We start from the raw sequence: 15,234 nt of genomic DNA, 5'->3' as shown, positions 1-15,234 counted from the left end.
CCTCGCTTATTCTTTACCAATCAGCGCTAATTGTTTTGTTTTTTCAGCGATCTCATTTGGATCTACTTGACGGCGAGCTACTCCTGTCTCCATTGCTGCTTTTGCAACGTAAGCCGCTACTTGAGGCGCTACACGCGCGTCAAATGGTGCTGGAATGATATAGTCTGCATTTAACTCATCTTCTGCTACAAGCTCAGCAATAGCCTGTACAGCTGCCATCTTCATTTCTTCGTTAATTTGTGTCGCATGTACGTCAAGTGCACCGCGGAAAATACCAGGGAACGCCAGTACATTATTTACTTGGTTCGGGAAGTCAGAACGACCTGTTCCAACCACAGCTGCGCCCGCTGCTTTTGCCAATTCTGGCATAATTTCTGGAACTGGATTTGCCATTGCAAAAATAATCGCATTGTCATTCATTGTACGAACCATCTCTTCTGTTAATGCACCTTCTGCAGATACACCAATAAATACGTCCGCACCTTGTACAACATCAGCTAAAGAACCTTCTATACGATTCTTATTTGTATATTTTGCAACTTCATCCTTCACCGGATTCATACCTGTAGGACGACCATCATAGATTGCCCCTTTACGGTCACACATAATAATGTCGCGTACACCATAGCGATATAAAAGTTTAATAATTGCAATACCTGCTGCACCTGCGCCATTTGCGACAACTTTAATGTCAGACATTTTCTTTCCAACTAATTTCAGTGCATTTACAAGACCTGCTACTGTTACGATAGCTGTTCCGTGTTGATCATCATGGAAGATAGGAATATTTGTTTCTTTTTTCAAACGCTCTTCAATAATGAAGCAGTTTGGTGCTGCGATATCTTCTAAGTTAACGCCGCCAAAAGTTGGCTCCATTAATTTTACAGTTTCAACAATTTTATCTACATCGTTTGTATTTAAGGCAATCGGGAATGCATCTACACCAGCAAAGCTCTTGAATAATACAGCTTTACCTTCCATTACTGGAAGAGATGCTTCAGGTCCAATGTTACCAAGACCAAGTACAGCCGTTCCGTCTGTCACAACTGCTACCATATTTCCCTTCATCGTATATTCATATACCTTACTTTTATCGTCATAAATTTCTTTACAAGGTTCTGCAACCCCTGGAGAATATGCAAGACTTAAATCTTTTGCATTTTCTACTTTTACTTTTGATACAGTTTCTAATTTTCCTTGATGCACTTTATGCATGTGAAGTGCTTCTTCACGAAGTGTTGACAAACTATCCACTCTCCTCAAATTATTCTTGCTGATATCAATTTCTCCAAGTGGTCTGACCACGAACACTACTACTATAATAATCGAAGTGTAGGGAAATTGTCCATTATATTTTCACAACTACATTTTCTTCCCCGACAATTTCACGAAGTGCTCCTAAACATTCTTCACTTGGATGAATCGATAAACTCCGAGATAATTGTACCATTTTATGTTCCTTTTCATAATAAATTAGTACTTTCGCAAAACCTGAATAGTCGAACAATATTTTCGTAACCTGATTTAAAAGCTTTTTCTCATACTGAGACGGCAATTTCACGTAAACAGATGCGTCTTTCTTTTCTTCATAAACATCCATTTCCTCTAGCGGATATAGCCCATTTACAATCCATTGCAGCTTATGATTTCTTAGCTCAATCATGCCGTCAACTAAAACAATTGCTCCTTCTTGTAACTTGTCCGAGAAATGTATATACGTTTCCGGGAAGAGGACTGCTTCCATTTCATCATTTTGATCACAGAATGTAATAAATGCCATCTTTTGAAACTTTTTCGTACGAATCACTCTCACACTTGTTATATACACAATAGCTCTTTGTACTTTTTTCTTGTGTCGCATCGCCTGAGCGAGAGATGGAATTTCTAATTCTTTTGCTAACTTTACATACTGCGCTGTCGGATAACTTGATAAATAAAAGCCAAGTGCTTCTTTCTCTTTATTTAGTTGTTCAATAAAAGATAGCTCTTCTCCTTGTACGTATTTTGATTTTGGAACAGCATCTCCTAAATCACGTGCGAGATTCGCGTACTCTAATGCCCCTTTAATACTTTTCCATAAATTCGTTCTCGAAACACCAAAATCATCAAAACATCCCGACCAGACGAAAGCTTCTAAATTGCGCTCCGTTACAAACTTTGACGGCAAACGGAGACAAAATTCAAACAAATCTTCGAACATTTTTTTCTCTCGTTCTTCTAATAATGCCGTCACTGTAGCCATTCCAATATTTCGAATCGAAAGTAAACTGTAACGTATCGCATTCTCCTCTATTTGGAAGTTGTAACCACTTTTTTGAAGAGACGGCGGCAAAACATGAAAACCTTTTCGCTTCGTTTCTCGTATATACTGTACAATTTTATCTTCATTTCCAATTGCACTTGATAATAGTGCCGTCATAAATTCCAGCGTATAGTTCGCTTTTAAGTAGGCAAGTTGATATCCGATCATACTGTAAGCTACAGCGTGACTTCGGTTAAAACCGTAATTCGCAAATCTTACAATTAAATCATAAATTTTCTCAGCAGACGTCTCATCGTAACCATTTTGCAAACAACCTTGGACAAAATGCTTACGTTCCTGATCTAAAATATCACGATTCTTTTTACTCACTGCACGGCGCAGTAAATCTGCTTCACCAAGCGAAAACCCTGCTAACTTCGATGCAATTTGCATAATTTGTTCTTGGTATACAATGACGCCGTATGTTCTTTCTAAAATTGGCTTTAAATCCGGATGTAAATATTCAATTTTTCTTTTTCCATGTTTCGATTCAATAAAGGTCGGTATCTGTTCCATCGGTCCCGGTCTGTATAATGAGTTAACAGCTACGATATCTTCAAACTCATTCGGTTTTAACCCGCGAAGTACATTTCGCATACCACCTGACTCAAGCTGGAATACACCTGTTGTATCCCCTCTCCCTAATAATTGGAACGTCTTTTCATCTTGAAGAGGTAAGTTTCTTATATCGATTTCTTTCCCTGTTTTGTTCGCGATAAATTTTATAATATTTTCAAGTAACGTTAAATTACGTAATCCTAAAAAGTCCATCTTAAGCAACCCAAGTTCTTCTAGCGCATCGGCTGGATATTGCGTAACATAAACATCGTTATGTCCTTCTTGAATTGCTACACTGCCTGTTAGCGGTTCTTGACTCATAATAACGCCAGCCGCATGAATAGACGTATGACGTGGTAAACCTTCTACACGTTTTGCGATTTCAAACACACGCTCATGCAGAAGATTCCCTTGTATAAACTCACGAAGTGATTGTGATTCTTCATATGCATCTTTTAACGTTATACCAAGCTTTGATGGGATAAGTTTTGAAAATATATCAATATCTCGCGGCGGAAGCCCCATTACGCGGGCAATGTCTCTAATTGCCGCTTTTGCTGCAAGCGTACCAAACGTTACAATTTGCGCAACACGGAGCTGACCGTATTTATCTTTCACATAGCGAATCATCTCATCACGTCTTACGTCTGGAAAATCAATATCAATATCGGGAAGCGTCACACGTTCAGGATTTAAAAACCTTTCAAATAATAGATCGTATTCAATCGGATCAATATCTGTAATTTCTAATACGTATGAGACGAGTGAACCAGCTGCCGATCCACGACCTGGTCCTGTTAAAATATGATTTTCATGTGCATACTTCATAAAATCCCATACGATGAGGAAATAATCACTAAATCCCATACGAGAAATAACATTTAATTCATGATTTAAACGCTTTATATGCACTTCTTTCGGCGCACCATATCGTTTCCGTAAACCTTCTTCACAAACACGACGCAAGTATATATCACTCGTTTCATTAGACGAAACAGGAAACTTCGGAAGTTGATTTACATGGAACGGTATTTCTACTTGGCAACGCTCTGCAATTTTCATTGTATTTTGGATTGCTTCCGGCGCATGGGAAAATAGTGCTTCCATTTCAACCGATGACTTTAAATAATATTGATCTGTTTTCAGCCTCGGCCTATCTGGATCAGTCATTTTCGTTCCACTTTCAACAGATAGTAAACATTCGTGAACAAGTGCGTCACTTTGATTGATATAGCGCACATCGTTTGTTGCAACGACTGGAATATTAACCCTACTAATAAATTCAGGTATTTTCTCTTGTAAAAGCAACTCATCTTGAATCGCATGATGCTGCAAACTCATATAAAAATGGCCGAACATATTTTGATATGTGCGAGCTACTTCTTCAGCCTGACTCTCATTGTCTTCTAGTAATAATTGCTCAATTTCGCCATCTTTACCTGGTGAAATAGCAATTAATCCTTTCGCATAATGCGCAAGCCACTTCTTAGGAATACCTTCTTTGGATTTTGTCATAATACTGCTAGAAATCTTTAATAAATTTTGGTAGCCTATTTCATTCTCAGCAAGTAATACAAGTGGATAAGACCTTTCTTCTTCTTCACTAAAAATAGAAGCGGTTAATCCAATAACAGGCTGTATACCATGTTTCTTACATGCTTTATAAAACGGAATAACGCCATACATAACATTTTCATCCGTAATAGCCAGCGATGAAAAACCAAGTTCTTTCGCCCTGACTACAAGCTCATCAATTTTACAAGCACTTTTTAATAAACTAAAAACGGTTTGACATTGTAAATGCACAAACTTCACTGTTGTACCCTCTCTTTACCTATTTGACTACTTTTATTATAGGTGATGAGGAAAGCGGAAATCAAAACATACTTCTTATACTTTGTCCATATATATGAAGAAGAAAGGGGAATGACGATGGATGTAAGAGAACATACTTTTTTCTCTCTGCTTATTATTAGTTATTTTATTGCCTTTGGGGTTATACTTGGCGGTTCATTAATTGGTGGATTTGGTGCGTTTCTTATCGGAAAACCAGCTCTAACTTACATTAATCAATTCGCCCAAAATTTAAGAATTTGGGCACTCGTTGCAGCAATTGGTGGAACATTCGATACCTTTTATAGCTTTGAAAGAAGTTTCTTTGGCGGAGATATGAAAGATATCGTAAAACAAATTCTCCTTATTTTTTTCGCAACTGGTGGTATGCAAACAGGTCTCATTATTATTAAATGGCTAACGCAGGAACATGTATGAGAGTACCAAGTGCCAATACAGCAAAAAGATGGTACTTAGTATTAGCTGGTGCTGCTGTTGGAGGCGTGTTGAGCTGGTTTATTTTTTTGTACATATACGGTGTTTTTCAAGAAGAACAAGCTAGTAAAATAGCAGAACAAAGAGAAATTATAGAAAAACAAGAAGCAAAACTCCACGTCCTTCTCGAAGATCAAGAAAAATTGAACACTGAAAATAAACGGCTCTTAACCATTCAAGAGATTAAAATAAAACTTATCAATCGAGAAAAATACGATTTAGACAATCTTACACTCGAAAATATGACTACATCTATCCATAATGATCTCCAGCATCTTTTAACGAAAAACATTCAAAGTATCGCAAAAAATAAAGACCTACTCAAAAAGGTAATCGAAAACAAAACGTACAAACATTACGATCGACTATACCGTTTTAAAGTCGATACAATATCTTTTGATACAGTGCTTGAAATTAGCATTACTATAGAAAAGGAAAAATAAAGAAGGAGGGCTTTAGCGCCGCTCCTTCTTTTCGTTCTAACATATAGTCCCTTATTTACAAATCTCACGTAAATCAGCAAAAAGACGATCCACTTCTTCCCAAGAAGATGCCTTGGCACCAGAAGCCATCGGATGTCCTCCGCCGTTATATTGCATTGCCAATTTGTTTATAACTGGTCCTTTTGAACGAAGACGAACACGAATTACGGCGTCTTCCTCTAAAAATAGAACCCACGCCTTTAATCCATCAATATTGCCAAGCGCTCCAACAACACCAGATGCTTCAGAAGGAAGTACATCAAATTCTTCTAATACTTCTTTCGTTAATTTAATGTAAGCTGCTCCTTCTTCTACCATCGTAAAGTTTTGTAAAATATAACCGTTTAAACGAGCAATTTTTTCTTTTGTCTTATACATTTCATTGTATAAATCTGTGAATTTCACACCCATGTCAACAAGCTCACTTACGTAACGAAGTGTTTTTGCTGTCGTATTTGGGAATAAGAAACGACCTGTATCTCCAACAATTCCTGCTAAAATAAGGCGGGCTGCTTCTTTTGTTATTTTTAATCCTTTATCTTTTCCATAGTTATAAAACTCATAAATCATTTCACTTGTCGAACTCGCTGTCGTATCTACCCACGTAATATCTCCATATGGATCTTCATTTGGGTGATGATCAATTTTAATTAACATCTTCCCTTTTGTATAGCGTTGATCGTCAACACGTTCTTGATTCGCAGTATCACAAACAATAACAAGCGCATTTTCGTATATACTATCTTCAATATCATCCATTACTCGTAAGTATGCTAACGACGGTTCATTGTACCCAACCGTATAAATATTTTTCTCTGGAAACGATTCTTTTAGAATTGTACCAAAGCCACCCTGTGAACCTAATGCATCTGGATCCGGACGCACGTGGCGATGAATAATAATTGTATCAAACTCTTTAATTGCTCCTAAAATTTGCTCATGCATATGTATAATCTCCTTTTTAATCAACTTCTTCACTTTATCTCTCATTATAACGGAAAGTATTTCATACATGCGAACAATTGCTTTATAATAAAAGTTAGAAAGTTTAGATATTTCTTTTTTCTCCACTATTTTTTTCATAAAACGATGGGAGTGTTCATTATGCCAGTATTAGTCTTCTGTATTATCGTCTCATTTATGTTGTATCTCTTCTACAAAACAAAATACTTTCGTACAAACCGCCCAATGGAGAAAGGTTGGCTCTCTGGAAAATCCGCAATGGCACTCGGTTCATTCGTCTTATTCTTCGGGATAAACCAATTCTTTTTAGAACTTTCAACCGCTCGTATTATCGTTGGTATCTTATTCGTTCTATTTGGTAGTGCAAGTGTATTTAATGGATTTCGCCAATACAAACATTTCTTACCATTAGCAGTTAAAGAAGCAGAAGTCTATGAAACAACGTAAAAAAGCATCAAAATTGTGATGCTTTTTTACGTCCTCTAACTTTTAAAATCATATATGCGACAAACGCAGATGGTATATTAAATGGGTTACCTTGTACGTGAAAATGTAATTGTTCTTCTCCAAAAGACATTTTTTCATATAGCTCTCGCTGAGATAATCCTGTCTTTTCCTTTTTTTCATGTAAACCTTGTAAATATAAATATTGGATCGGTATCATTACAAGAAAGTAAAATAGTGCGATACTACCAAAAAAGAGTACGGCTGACGACATAATGTATACCACCTTTCACAAATCCATTTTCTTACAATATAATCATAACACAATATACCACCAAATTAAATTACTATTCTGTCTTTTATTGCGTTACTTTTCCACTCCACCCCATACATATTTCACTAAAACTCTCATCTAAAATCATGCCTTTCAAATTTAAAACAACAAAAAAGATGGAACAAATCAAAACGATTTGTTCCATCTTTTTATTTATCAATTAACTGAACCATAAGTAATGCTTTTCCAACGACATTGCCCTCATGATGCACCTCTACATCAACCTTACCAAATTTACGCCCAATTTCTAATACTTTCGGATGAACGGATACAACATTATCAATTTGAACCGGCTTTACGAAATAAATTGTTAAGTTTTCAACAATTAAATCGCTTTTCTTTTGCGCACGAATGACGCGATTTGTCGCTTCTGTCACAATTGTTGCAAATACACCGTACGATAACGTTCCGATTGAATTTGTCATTTGCGGCGTCACTGAAAATTGATATAGATGCTCATTTTTCGCTTCTTTTGGCGTCATAAATTGATTCGTTACAATATCATCAATTGTTTCTCCAACTTGTGGCTGACGTTGAATCATTTGCAGTGCCTGAAGTACATCTTGACGGCTAATGATACCTTGCAGTTTATTTCCTTCCTCAACGACAGGAAGTAATTCAATTCCTTCCCACACCATCATACGTGCCGCAGCTGCGACAGACATTTTACCATTCACTGTAATTGGGTGTTTTGTCATTACTTTATCAATTGGCGTTTCTTTCGCTACACCGATCATGTCTTTTGAAGTTACGATTCCTAGCACTTTTTTACTTTCATCGACAATTGGATATCTTCCGTGCATTGTCTCTTCATTATATGCATGCCATTGCTGTACTGTATCATGTGGCTTTAAATATAACGTTTCTTCAATTGGTGTTAAAATATCCTCAACAAGTACAATTTCTTTCTTAATCAGTTGATCATAAATTGCACGGTTAATTAACGTTGCGACCGTAAATGTATCGTAGCTACTTGAAATAATCGGCAGCTTTAATTCGTCTGCTAATTTCTTCACATGATCTTCCGTATCAAATCCACCCGTAATTAATACAGCAGCTCCAGTTTCTAGCGCTAATTGATGTGCATTCGTACGGTTACCAATAATGAGTAAATTCCCAGCTTCTGTATAGCGCATCATCGCTTCTAATTTCATAGCTCCGATTACGAATTTATTTAATGTTTTATGTAGTCCTTCTCTGCCCCCAAGTACTTGACCGTCGACAATGTTAACGACTTCTGCATATGTCAGTTTTTCGATATTTTCTTTCTTCTTTTGTTCAATTCGAATTGTTCCGACACGTTCAATTGTACTAACATACCCTTTATTTTCTGCATCTTTAATTGCACGGTAAGCTGTCCCTTCACTTACACTCAAATCTTTCGCAATTTGTCTTACAGAAATTTTATGGCCTACTGGCAGGCTATTAATATGTTCTAAAATTTGGTTATGCTTGGTAGCCAAATGGTTTCACCATACTTTCTTTTCCCTAAATTCTTCATGTGTTGTACTTTCAGTATACTATATTTTCAAAACTGTTACACTCTCTCTTTGCATACCTGTACTATTTTTTTTATAACAAAATGACTCTTACATTTCACCAGTCATTCTATTACAACAATGTAATGCTATTGTCATCTCATTCGATAGTTCGCCCACTTGATTCCCTATACAATGAAGACAAGAAATAAAACAAAGGAGCGTACACATGATGAAAAATTTTTTAGAGGTTGTAGGTGCTGTATTTTTAGCTTTCGTAGATGGGAAAAAAGTTGCAATGGAATTGAATGAAACACCTGAACAACCACGTACCAAAAGAAAAGAATCACCAAAACAAATACAAGCATTAAAAGCTGTCCTACACACGTAAAAAACCCTTCACTTTTCTTTTCAAATGAAGGGTTTCTTTTCTATAGTGTAATACTTTCTCCAGCTTCTAATACTTTCCCTGTACAATTTTGTAGCTTTTCTACAAATTGATATGGATCTTGTTCAATAACTGGGAACGTATTGTAATGCATCGGTACAACAGTTTTCGCATTAATCCATTTTGCCGCTAGTACAGCATCTTCTGGTCCCATTGTGAAATTATCACCAATTGGTAAAAATGCTAGATCAACTTTATTTAATTCCCCAATTAACTTCATATCAGAGAATAGTGCAGTATCTCCTGCGTGGTACACTGTTTTCTCTTCTGCTGTAAATAAAATACCTGCTGGCATACCTGTATATGTAATCGTCTTATTTGCTTCATCAATATAACTAGAGCCGTGGAATGCTTGTGTAAACTTCACTTTTCCGAAGTCAAATTCATGTGAACCACCAATATGCATCGGATGTGTATTTACACCTTGCCAACTTAAAAATGTTGCTAGTTCAAATGGCGCTACAACAACTGCATTATTTTTCTTCGCAAGTTCTACTGTATCTCCAACATGATCACCGTGTCCATGCGATAAAAGGATTGCATCTACTTTTACATCTTCAGCTTTTAAATCTGTTTTCGGATTACCTGTTAAAAACGGGTCAATTAAAATAACTTTTCCATTCGCCTCAATTTTCACAACTGAATGCCCATGATAAGATACTTTCATTATTACATTCCTCCCCTATTCACATTCTCACTTTTTATTCTACATGATTTTTCAATTCCCTGTCTTTTCTAACATCTATTTACTTGTCATAACGCTTTCTTCCGAGTTAAAGTTATATTTGTAATTAAATATCTCGGGGGTGCCAATCGATGAATGCTAGATTAGAAAATTTAATGCAATGGCTAAAAGAAAAAAACGTAGAAGCTGCGTTCTTAACTTCTACACCGAACGTCTTCTACATGACGAACTTCCACTGTGAACCGCATGAAAGATTACTTGGTATGTTTGTATTCCAAGAAAAAGAACCTATTTTAATTTGTCCTAAAATGGAAGAAGGTCAAGCACGTAACGCTGGCTGGGCACATGAAATTATCGGATTTACTGATACTGACAGACCATGGGATATGATTGCAAAAGCAATTAAAGACCGCGGCATCAATGCAAATGCAGTTGCAATTGAAAAAGAACATTTAAACGTAGAGCGCTACGAAGAATTAACGAAATTATTCCCAAATGCAGCTTTCAAATCAGCTGAGGAGAAAGTTCGCGAACTTCGTTTAATTAAAGATGAAAAAGAACTTTCTATTTTACGCGAAGCAGCTAAAATGGCGGACTACGCTGTTGAAGTTGGTGTAAATGCAATTAAAGAAAACCGTAGCGAGCTAGAAGTATTAGCAATTATTGAACACGAATTAAAAACAAAAGGCATACATAAGATGTCATTTGATACGATGGTATTAGCGGGTGCAAACTCTGCTCTTCCACACGGTATTCCTGGCGCAAACAAAATGAAGCGCGGTGATTTCGTACTATTTGATTTAGGTGTAATCATTGAAGGTTATTGCTCTGATATTACACGTACAGTAGCATTCGGTGAGATTTCTGAAGAGCAAACTCGCATTTACAACACTGTACTTGCTGGACAACTACAAGCAGTTGAAGCATGTAAACCAGGTGTTACACTTGGCGCAATCGATAACGCTGCTCGTTCTGTTATCGCAGATGCAGGTTACGGAGACTTCTTCCCGCACCGACTTGGTCATGGACTTGGAATTAGCGTACACGAATATCCAGATGTAAAAGCTGGTAACGAGTCTCCATTAAAAGAAGGTATGGTCTTCACAATCGAACCTGGTATTTACGTACCAAACGTAGGTGGCGTTCGTATTGAAGATGATATTTACATTACAAAAGACGGATCAGAAATTTTAACGAAATTCCCGAAAGAATTACAATTTGTAAAATAATAAAAAGGCAGCGTGAATGCTGCCTTTTTTTATTCCTCTACTATTTCAAATTTCTCTACAATCATTCTTGCTGGATAGCTTTCAAGTATTTGAGAAAACCATACTTTTATTTTATCCCCTGTTTTTAACTGTTTATATGCGTCTTTGTCCTTAAAGCTCAAGACTATATGTGATGGATGCTCTTTATTCATTTGTTGTTCTATATAATTTTGCAACTCTACTTTTGTGTTAAACGTTTTATCATCGACAAAAAATACCGTGTCATTTCTTAATATGATATACCCTTCTTTAGGGACTTCTTTTACCGTTACCTGCTCTACTTGTTTTGTAGTACAAGCTGATAATATGACTAGAAATACACTTAAAAACATAACAATTTTCACATGCCTATTCATTTTTAGCTCCTTACTTTAGGCTATTTCAAATTTAACACCATCTTCTCCTCATACTTATCATCCCATTTAATTACAACTTCTATCGGTTCATCTTTAGATAGAGGTGCACAACTTACACAAGAAGATTTTATTTCAACCCTTGCTCCTTTATGAACTTCTGACGTTTGTGTCATTGTACTAAAGGCTCCATTAATAGCAATCTCTAAGTTTTTAAATTCTGTCTTTCCATCCCCACCCTTATATTGAAACGTAAACATTCCATCTTCACTGTCATCCTTAATATGCCCTTTATATTGTCCAGTCCAACTTTTGCTCTCGCTAGAAAAATTAACATACGAAATGGAACAGCTTCCTAAAAAGAAAATACTAATAAAAAAGAATAATGCTCTCTTCATAATGCCCCCTCCATTCAAATGCACTTATTTATTGTCTATTTCTTCCTTTAAATATTATTAAAAAAGAAGGCCACTCAAAAAGTGCCTTCTTCTATTTCACTAATATTTAATTGAAATTTCACGATCCAAACTGAGAAAAGGTGGACAAGAAGCGCAAACGCCATACATGCTCCACTTAAAAAAGTTAGTATAGGATGCGAATACACGTGCCCCAACCCATAGGATATCGCCACGAAAAACATTGTTATGTAAATATAAATTGCTCCATGTATTTTCCTCATATAAACCTCCTTTTCCCATATTATAACATAAATTTTCTGATTATTCACATTAATTACTTGTAATCAATATTTCTCAACTGTTACACCTCTTACAGCAGCCTTAATATACGGTGACCCTTGTAAACTTTGTAAATCCTCTGTTTTCCCTGTTACGACTACACCGTATATTGGTAAATCTTTTGGTTTTGTGTTTTTTATTTCTTTATCCCGCATTAACGGGCAGTAAGACCCCACATCAAAATTCAGCGGAAGCAAAGAAATTAGGTGGGGGGCGGACTGCCCGTAAAAGCCCGATTGGTGAGGGCTGATAATCAGTGGGGGATGAACCACTCCACTGATTAAAGTTTCACTTTATAGTTTATCCTAAAATATTCTCGATATCCCTCTTTATTTTCACTTAAAGATATTCAAATGCAGCTTTTATAAATTTTTTCATAATAAAAAGCACATCCATTTTGATGCGCTTTTCACATATATTTTAGTAAAATATGAATCATTTTTTTGAAGCAAAAACTCCCACTCCTCTCTCCCCATACTATCGTTATGACTTAGTTGCCATAATAATTGAACGAGGATAGAACTCCAACTTTTCATAAAACGATACAGCTTCATTTCCATACACTACTGTTAATTCAATTTCATCTATCTTCTTCGCTTTAAACCATTCCACTGCACTATTCATTAATTTTAAGCCAAATCCGTTTCTTCGGTATTTTTCATCAACGAATAAAACTTCAATCTTTCCACTTACACTTTTACTATACGCTATACAAAACCCTAATATATCATCTGTTTCCGCCTCAACTAATAATTCAATTCTATATTCTCCGTAATTTGAATTCTGTTTATAATTTTCAATACGTTCCTCAAATGTCATTCTTGGATAATCACCAGAAAAATGTTTTGATTTATTATTATGATATTCATGTAATTTATTTAAAGGTTCTCTTATTATTTCTATTTCACCGAGAGTGATATATTTATTACTAATTTTCATCCTACAGCATCTCCAATAATATATATTCCAACAAAAAAAAAAGATCATTTTACGGTTATAAAATAACAATCTATTATTTCATCGCTTCCTTCACAACATCTTGAATCATAACAACTTCTGTTTTCATATCAATAGACGGTGCTTCTTCATCGATACATTCATACCAAAATGCTAAGTGCTTTTTATCAATTTCATGATGCGAATTTTCGACAAAAATACCACCTTCTCCTTGCACAGAATACCAATATAAGTACTCTTCTCCATCTCTTATTTCCCGGAAAATTGTCTCAACGTACATTTTTTCGTCGTTTAATGTCAAAAGCACTTCTTTCAAATTGTCATTAAGAAGCTGCATCCATTCATCTACTCGATGACTCTTACCAGGCTTAACTTTAAATCTTGTTAATTCTACATTCATTTTTATTCCCCCGTTTTCTTACGTACAAACAAACTATATTCTATTGGATGATAAAAACTTAATTTACTAGCTAATTTTCGCGAAGGAATATTGTCTACATAACAATCCCAGCTCGGTATAATGTCATTTTGCATGCAATGTTCAATGAACCTTGTTGCAACAGCTTGAGCTAATCCTTTCCCTTGATGCGCTTCATGTGTTGCAATATCTATTTCAGCAAAACCATTCCCGCTAAATATTGAGACACATTCAGCTACAATTATCCCATCTTGTTCTATACAAAATCCAAAACCACTGTTCAAAAACGTTTCTTTTGATCCCCAATATTCTTTGTAGTACTCCTCTTTAAATTCACTGCTGCGCTCTATATCTCTTCTATCAATACGCTTCACTTCATATGTATTTTTGTTAAAATCTCGTTGACTCTCTTCAAAGGTTACGCTTTGAAATTTCATTCGCGGGATGTTCCGAAGTACATTACTAAAACGCTCTTCTATCATCATTTCCCACTCTTCACTCGAAGTGAACAGTGTAAATCTCTTCTCTGTTTTTTCAATAGCCGTTTTTAAATATGAAAATAACTCTTCGTTATAATTTTGATCATCCGTATCACCAAATAAATAATAGATACCGTTAGCTGTAATAATTAATCCTGCTGTTAATTGCCCGTTTATAAAAACCTCACCATCTATCATTTGATCACATACCGCATAAGCAAACGTCGTCGTTCTTGTATTACCTTCTAAAACCGGAAGAACTTTTCTATAATCGGCTATAGATAATTTTTTCATAATTGCTCCACTTTAATCGTATCAGCCTCTATATGTTCAAAACAAAGATTTACGGTTCTCTTTAATGCTCTCGTTCTATGAATCGTACATGCTGGAATTAAAATAGAATCATTTGGCTTTAAAACCGCTGTTTCTCCATCTTCAAAATCAATAAGTAATTCTCCCTCTAGCACAATAAATAATTCATCCGAATTAGAATGATAGTGCCAATCATATTCACCAGTAAATACAGCGATTCGTAAACAATGACTGTTTATATTTGAAACGACGAAGTTTTTATGTTGATCTTGAATGTCCTTTGTTAATTCTATTAAGTTCACAGTTTCCATATTTCATCCCATCCTTTCGTTAGTCGTTCTTCTGAAAAATTAACTTAACCTCCACCATCACTTGAGCTACTACAATCACTACTACTGTAGTGACCGAATCCACTTGATGAGCTTGAAGTGTATGAAGATCTTTTGCTTCTTTTTCTATCTTTTTTACTTTCATGACTAGGCCATACTGTAGCAAAGAGTATAACGAATAAGGCTAATTCTATTACAACAAGTATAAATTCTAGAATGCTCTCAATAATATTGGGAGTTATCCCAAAACTGTAAAACACTCCAAATGAATACATACACAAAATTACATACAGAGCCATACAAATATACCGGAATGTTTTTTCTATCATAATGACTACTTTTTTGTGAAAAAGGTATGT

The 15,234-nt window shown here is 35.7% G+C and carries 19 protein-coding genes and 1 pseudogene; 5 read left to right on the top strand and 15 right to left on the bottom strand.

The features are described 5' to 3' along the window. Nucleotides 1-6: 6 nt before the first annotated feature. Nucleotides 7-1,215, bottom strand: a complete 1,209-nt coding sequence (locus BUA87_RS18090; protein ID WP_161114790.1) for an NADP-dependent malic enzyme — start codon at nucleotides 1,213-1,215, stop codon at nucleotides 7-9. Nucleotides 1,216-1,348: 133 nt separating this feature from the next. Beyond that, a complete protein-coding gene (dnaE, locus tag BUA87_RS18085) occupies nucleotides 1,349-4,675 on the bottom strand; it encodes a DNA polymerase III subunit alpha (protein ID WP_071713956.1) in 3,327 nt (1,108 codons plus the stop codon). Nucleotides 4,676-4,717: 42 nt separating this feature from the next. Here dnaE and BUA87_RS18080 point away from each other — a divergent pair, with 42 nt between their 5' ends. Both BUA87_RS18080 and ytrI read left to right on the top strand, forming a co-directional pair. Then, nucleotides 4,718-5,131 (top strand): YtrH family sporulation protein, encoded by a 414-nt coding sequence (locus BUA87_RS18080; RefSeq protein WP_002005839.1) that lies wholly within the window; start codon nucleotides 4,718-4,720, stop codon nucleotides 5,129-5,131. Beyond that, nucleotides 5,128-5,631 (top strand): sporulation membrane protein YtrI, encoded by a 504-nt coding sequence (gene ytrI / locus BUA87_RS18075; RefSeq protein ID WP_001265736.1) that lies wholly within the window; start codon nucleotides 5,128-5,130, stop codon nucleotides 5,629-5,631. Before BUA87_RS18080 ends, ytrI begins: the two co-directional genes overlap by 4 nt. A gap of 51 nt (nucleotides 5,632-5,682) precedes the next feature. On the opposite strand, the gene BUA87_RS18070 is transcribed toward ytrI, so the two are convergent. Continuing rightward, complete coding sequence (locus BUA87_RS18070) at nucleotides 5,683-6,615, bottom strand: DHH family phosphoesterase (RefSeq protein ID WP_072940417.1); 933 nt, start codon at nucleotides 6,613-6,615, stop codon at nucleotides 5,683-5,685. A 159-nt stretch (nucleotides 6,616-6,774) separates the two neighbouring features. Here BUA87_RS18070 and BUA87_RS18065 point away from each other — a divergent pair, with 159 nt between their 5' ends. Next, the gene (locus tag BUA87_RS18065; RefSeq protein WP_001144766.1) at nucleotides 6,775-7,080 is read left to right on the top strand and encodes a YtpI family protein; all 306 of its coding nucleotides are present in this window, start codon (nucleotides 6,775-6,777) and stop codon (nucleotides 7,078-7,080) included. 7 nt (nucleotides 7,081-7,087) lie between these two features. Here the strand turns inward: BUA87_RS18065 and BUA87_RS18060 are convergent, their stop codons facing one another. Beyond that, nucleotides 7,088-7,351 carry a DUF3949 domain-containing protein gene (locus tag BUA87_RS18060; protein WP_000093046.1) on the bottom strand — a complete coding sequence of 88 codons (264 nt, stop codon included), beginning with the start codon at nucleotides 7,349-7,351 and terminating at the stop codon, nucleotides 7,088-7,090. A gap of 209 nt (nucleotides 7,352-7,560) precedes the next feature. After that, nucleotides 7,561-8,874, bottom strand: a complete 1,314-nt coding sequence (locus tag BUA87_RS18055; protein WP_016512253.1) for a CBS domain-containing protein — start codon at nucleotides 8,872-8,874, stop codon at nucleotides 7,561-7,563. Nucleotides 8,875-9,118: 244 nt separating this feature from the next. Between BUA87_RS18055 and BUA87_RS31385 the strand changes: the two genes are divergently transcribed. Beyond that, nucleotides 9,119-9,280, top strand: coding sequence for a hypothetical protein (locus BUA87_RS31385; protein WP_078439429.1), 162 nt, complete (start codon nucleotides 9,119-9,121; stop codon nucleotides 9,278-9,280). 40 nt (nucleotides 9,281-9,320) lie between these two features. Here BUA87_RS31385 and BUA87_RS18050 read toward each other — a convergent pair whose 3' ends face one another. Beyond that, nucleotides 9,321-10,004, bottom strand: coding sequence for a metal-dependent hydrolase (locus tag BUA87_RS18050; protein WP_000868922.1), 684 nt, complete (start codon nucleotides 10,002-10,004; stop codon nucleotides 9,321-9,323). Between the two features lie 149 nt (nucleotides 10,005-10,153). Here BUA87_RS18050 and pepQ point away from each other — a divergent pair, with 149 nt between their 5' ends. Further along, nucleotides 10,154-11,251 carry a Xaa-Pro dipeptidase gene (gene pepQ / locus BUA87_RS18045; RefSeq protein WP_000994037.1) on the top strand — a complete coding sequence of 366 codons (1,098 nt, stop codon included), beginning with the start codon at nucleotides 10,154-10,156 and terminating at the stop codon, nucleotides 11,249-11,251. Between the two features lie 29 nt (nucleotides 11,252-11,280). Here pepQ and BUA87_RS18040 read toward each other — a convergent pair whose 3' ends face one another. The 9 genes and pseudogenes from BUA87_RS18040 to BUA87_RS32175 form a co-directional block, all read right to left on the bottom strand. Continuing rightward, nucleotides 11,281-11,646 (bottom strand): DUF3221 domain-containing protein, encoded by a 366-nt coding sequence (locus BUA87_RS18040; RefSeq protein ID WP_071731423.1) that lies wholly within the window; start codon nucleotides 11,644-11,646, stop codon nucleotides 11,281-11,283. Between the two features lie 20 nt (nucleotides 11,647-11,666). Continuing rightward, entirely contained in the window at nucleotides 11,667-12,041 is a 375-nt protein-coding gene (locus tag BUA87_RS18035) for a hypothetical protein (RefSeq protein ID WP_000816700.1), read from the bottom strand. A gap of 74 nt (nucleotides 12,042-12,115) precedes the next feature. After that, on the bottom strand, nucleotides 12,116-12,322 hold the full coding sequence (locus BUA87_RS18030; RefSeq protein WP_072940414.1) for a hypothetical protein: 207 nt from the start codon (nucleotides 12,320-12,322) through the stop codon (nucleotides 12,116-12,118). A gap of 63 nt (nucleotides 12,323-12,385) precedes the next feature. After that, nucleotides 12,386-12,526 (bottom strand): annotated as a pseudogene (locus BUA87_RS30985) (anti sigma factor C-terminal domain-containing protein); the annotation flags it as partial. A gap of 337 nt (nucleotides 12,527-12,863) precedes the next feature. Then, on the bottom strand, nucleotides 12,864-13,319 hold the full coding sequence (locus tag BUA87_RS18020) for a GNAT family N-acetyltransferase (RefSeq protein WP_000703677.1): 456 nt from the start codon (nucleotides 13,317-13,319) through the stop codon (nucleotides 12,864-12,866). 73 nt (nucleotides 13,320-13,392) lie between these two features. Further along, entirely contained in the window at nucleotides 13,393-13,737 is a 345-nt protein-coding gene (locus BUA87_RS18015; RefSeq protein WP_001100204.1) for a DUF6176 family protein, read from the bottom strand. Nucleotides 13,738-13,739: 2 nt separating this feature from the next. Continuing rightward, nucleotides 13,740-14,528, bottom strand: a complete 789-nt coding sequence (locus tag BUA87_RS18010) for a GNAT family N-acetyltransferase (protein WP_072940407.1) — start codon at nucleotides 14,526-14,528, stop codon at nucleotides 13,740-13,742. Beyond that, nucleotides 14,525-14,857, bottom strand: a complete 333-nt coding sequence (locus BUA87_RS18005; RefSeq protein ID WP_000450933.1) for a cupin domain-containing protein — start codon at nucleotides 14,855-14,857, stop codon at nucleotides 14,525-14,527. Before BUA87_RS18005 ends, BUA87_RS18010 begins: the two co-directional genes overlap by 4 nt. A 19-nt stretch (nucleotides 14,858-14,876) precedes the next feature. Then, a complete protein-coding gene (locus tag BUA87_RS32175; RefSeq protein WP_338141397.1) occupies nucleotides 14,877-15,020 on the bottom strand; it encodes a hypothetical protein in 144 nt (47 codons plus the stop codon). Nucleotides 15,021-15,234: the final 214 nt, after the last annotated feature.

Origin of the sequence: Bacillus sp. bc15, assembly GCF_900142585.1 — a bacterium.
In the GTDB taxonomy this organism is placed as follows: domain Bacteria; phylum Bacillota; class Bacilli; order Bacillales; family Bacillaceae_G; genus Bacillus_A; species Bacillus_A cereus.
This window is presented reverse-complemented; position numbering and strand designations above follow the sequence as displayed.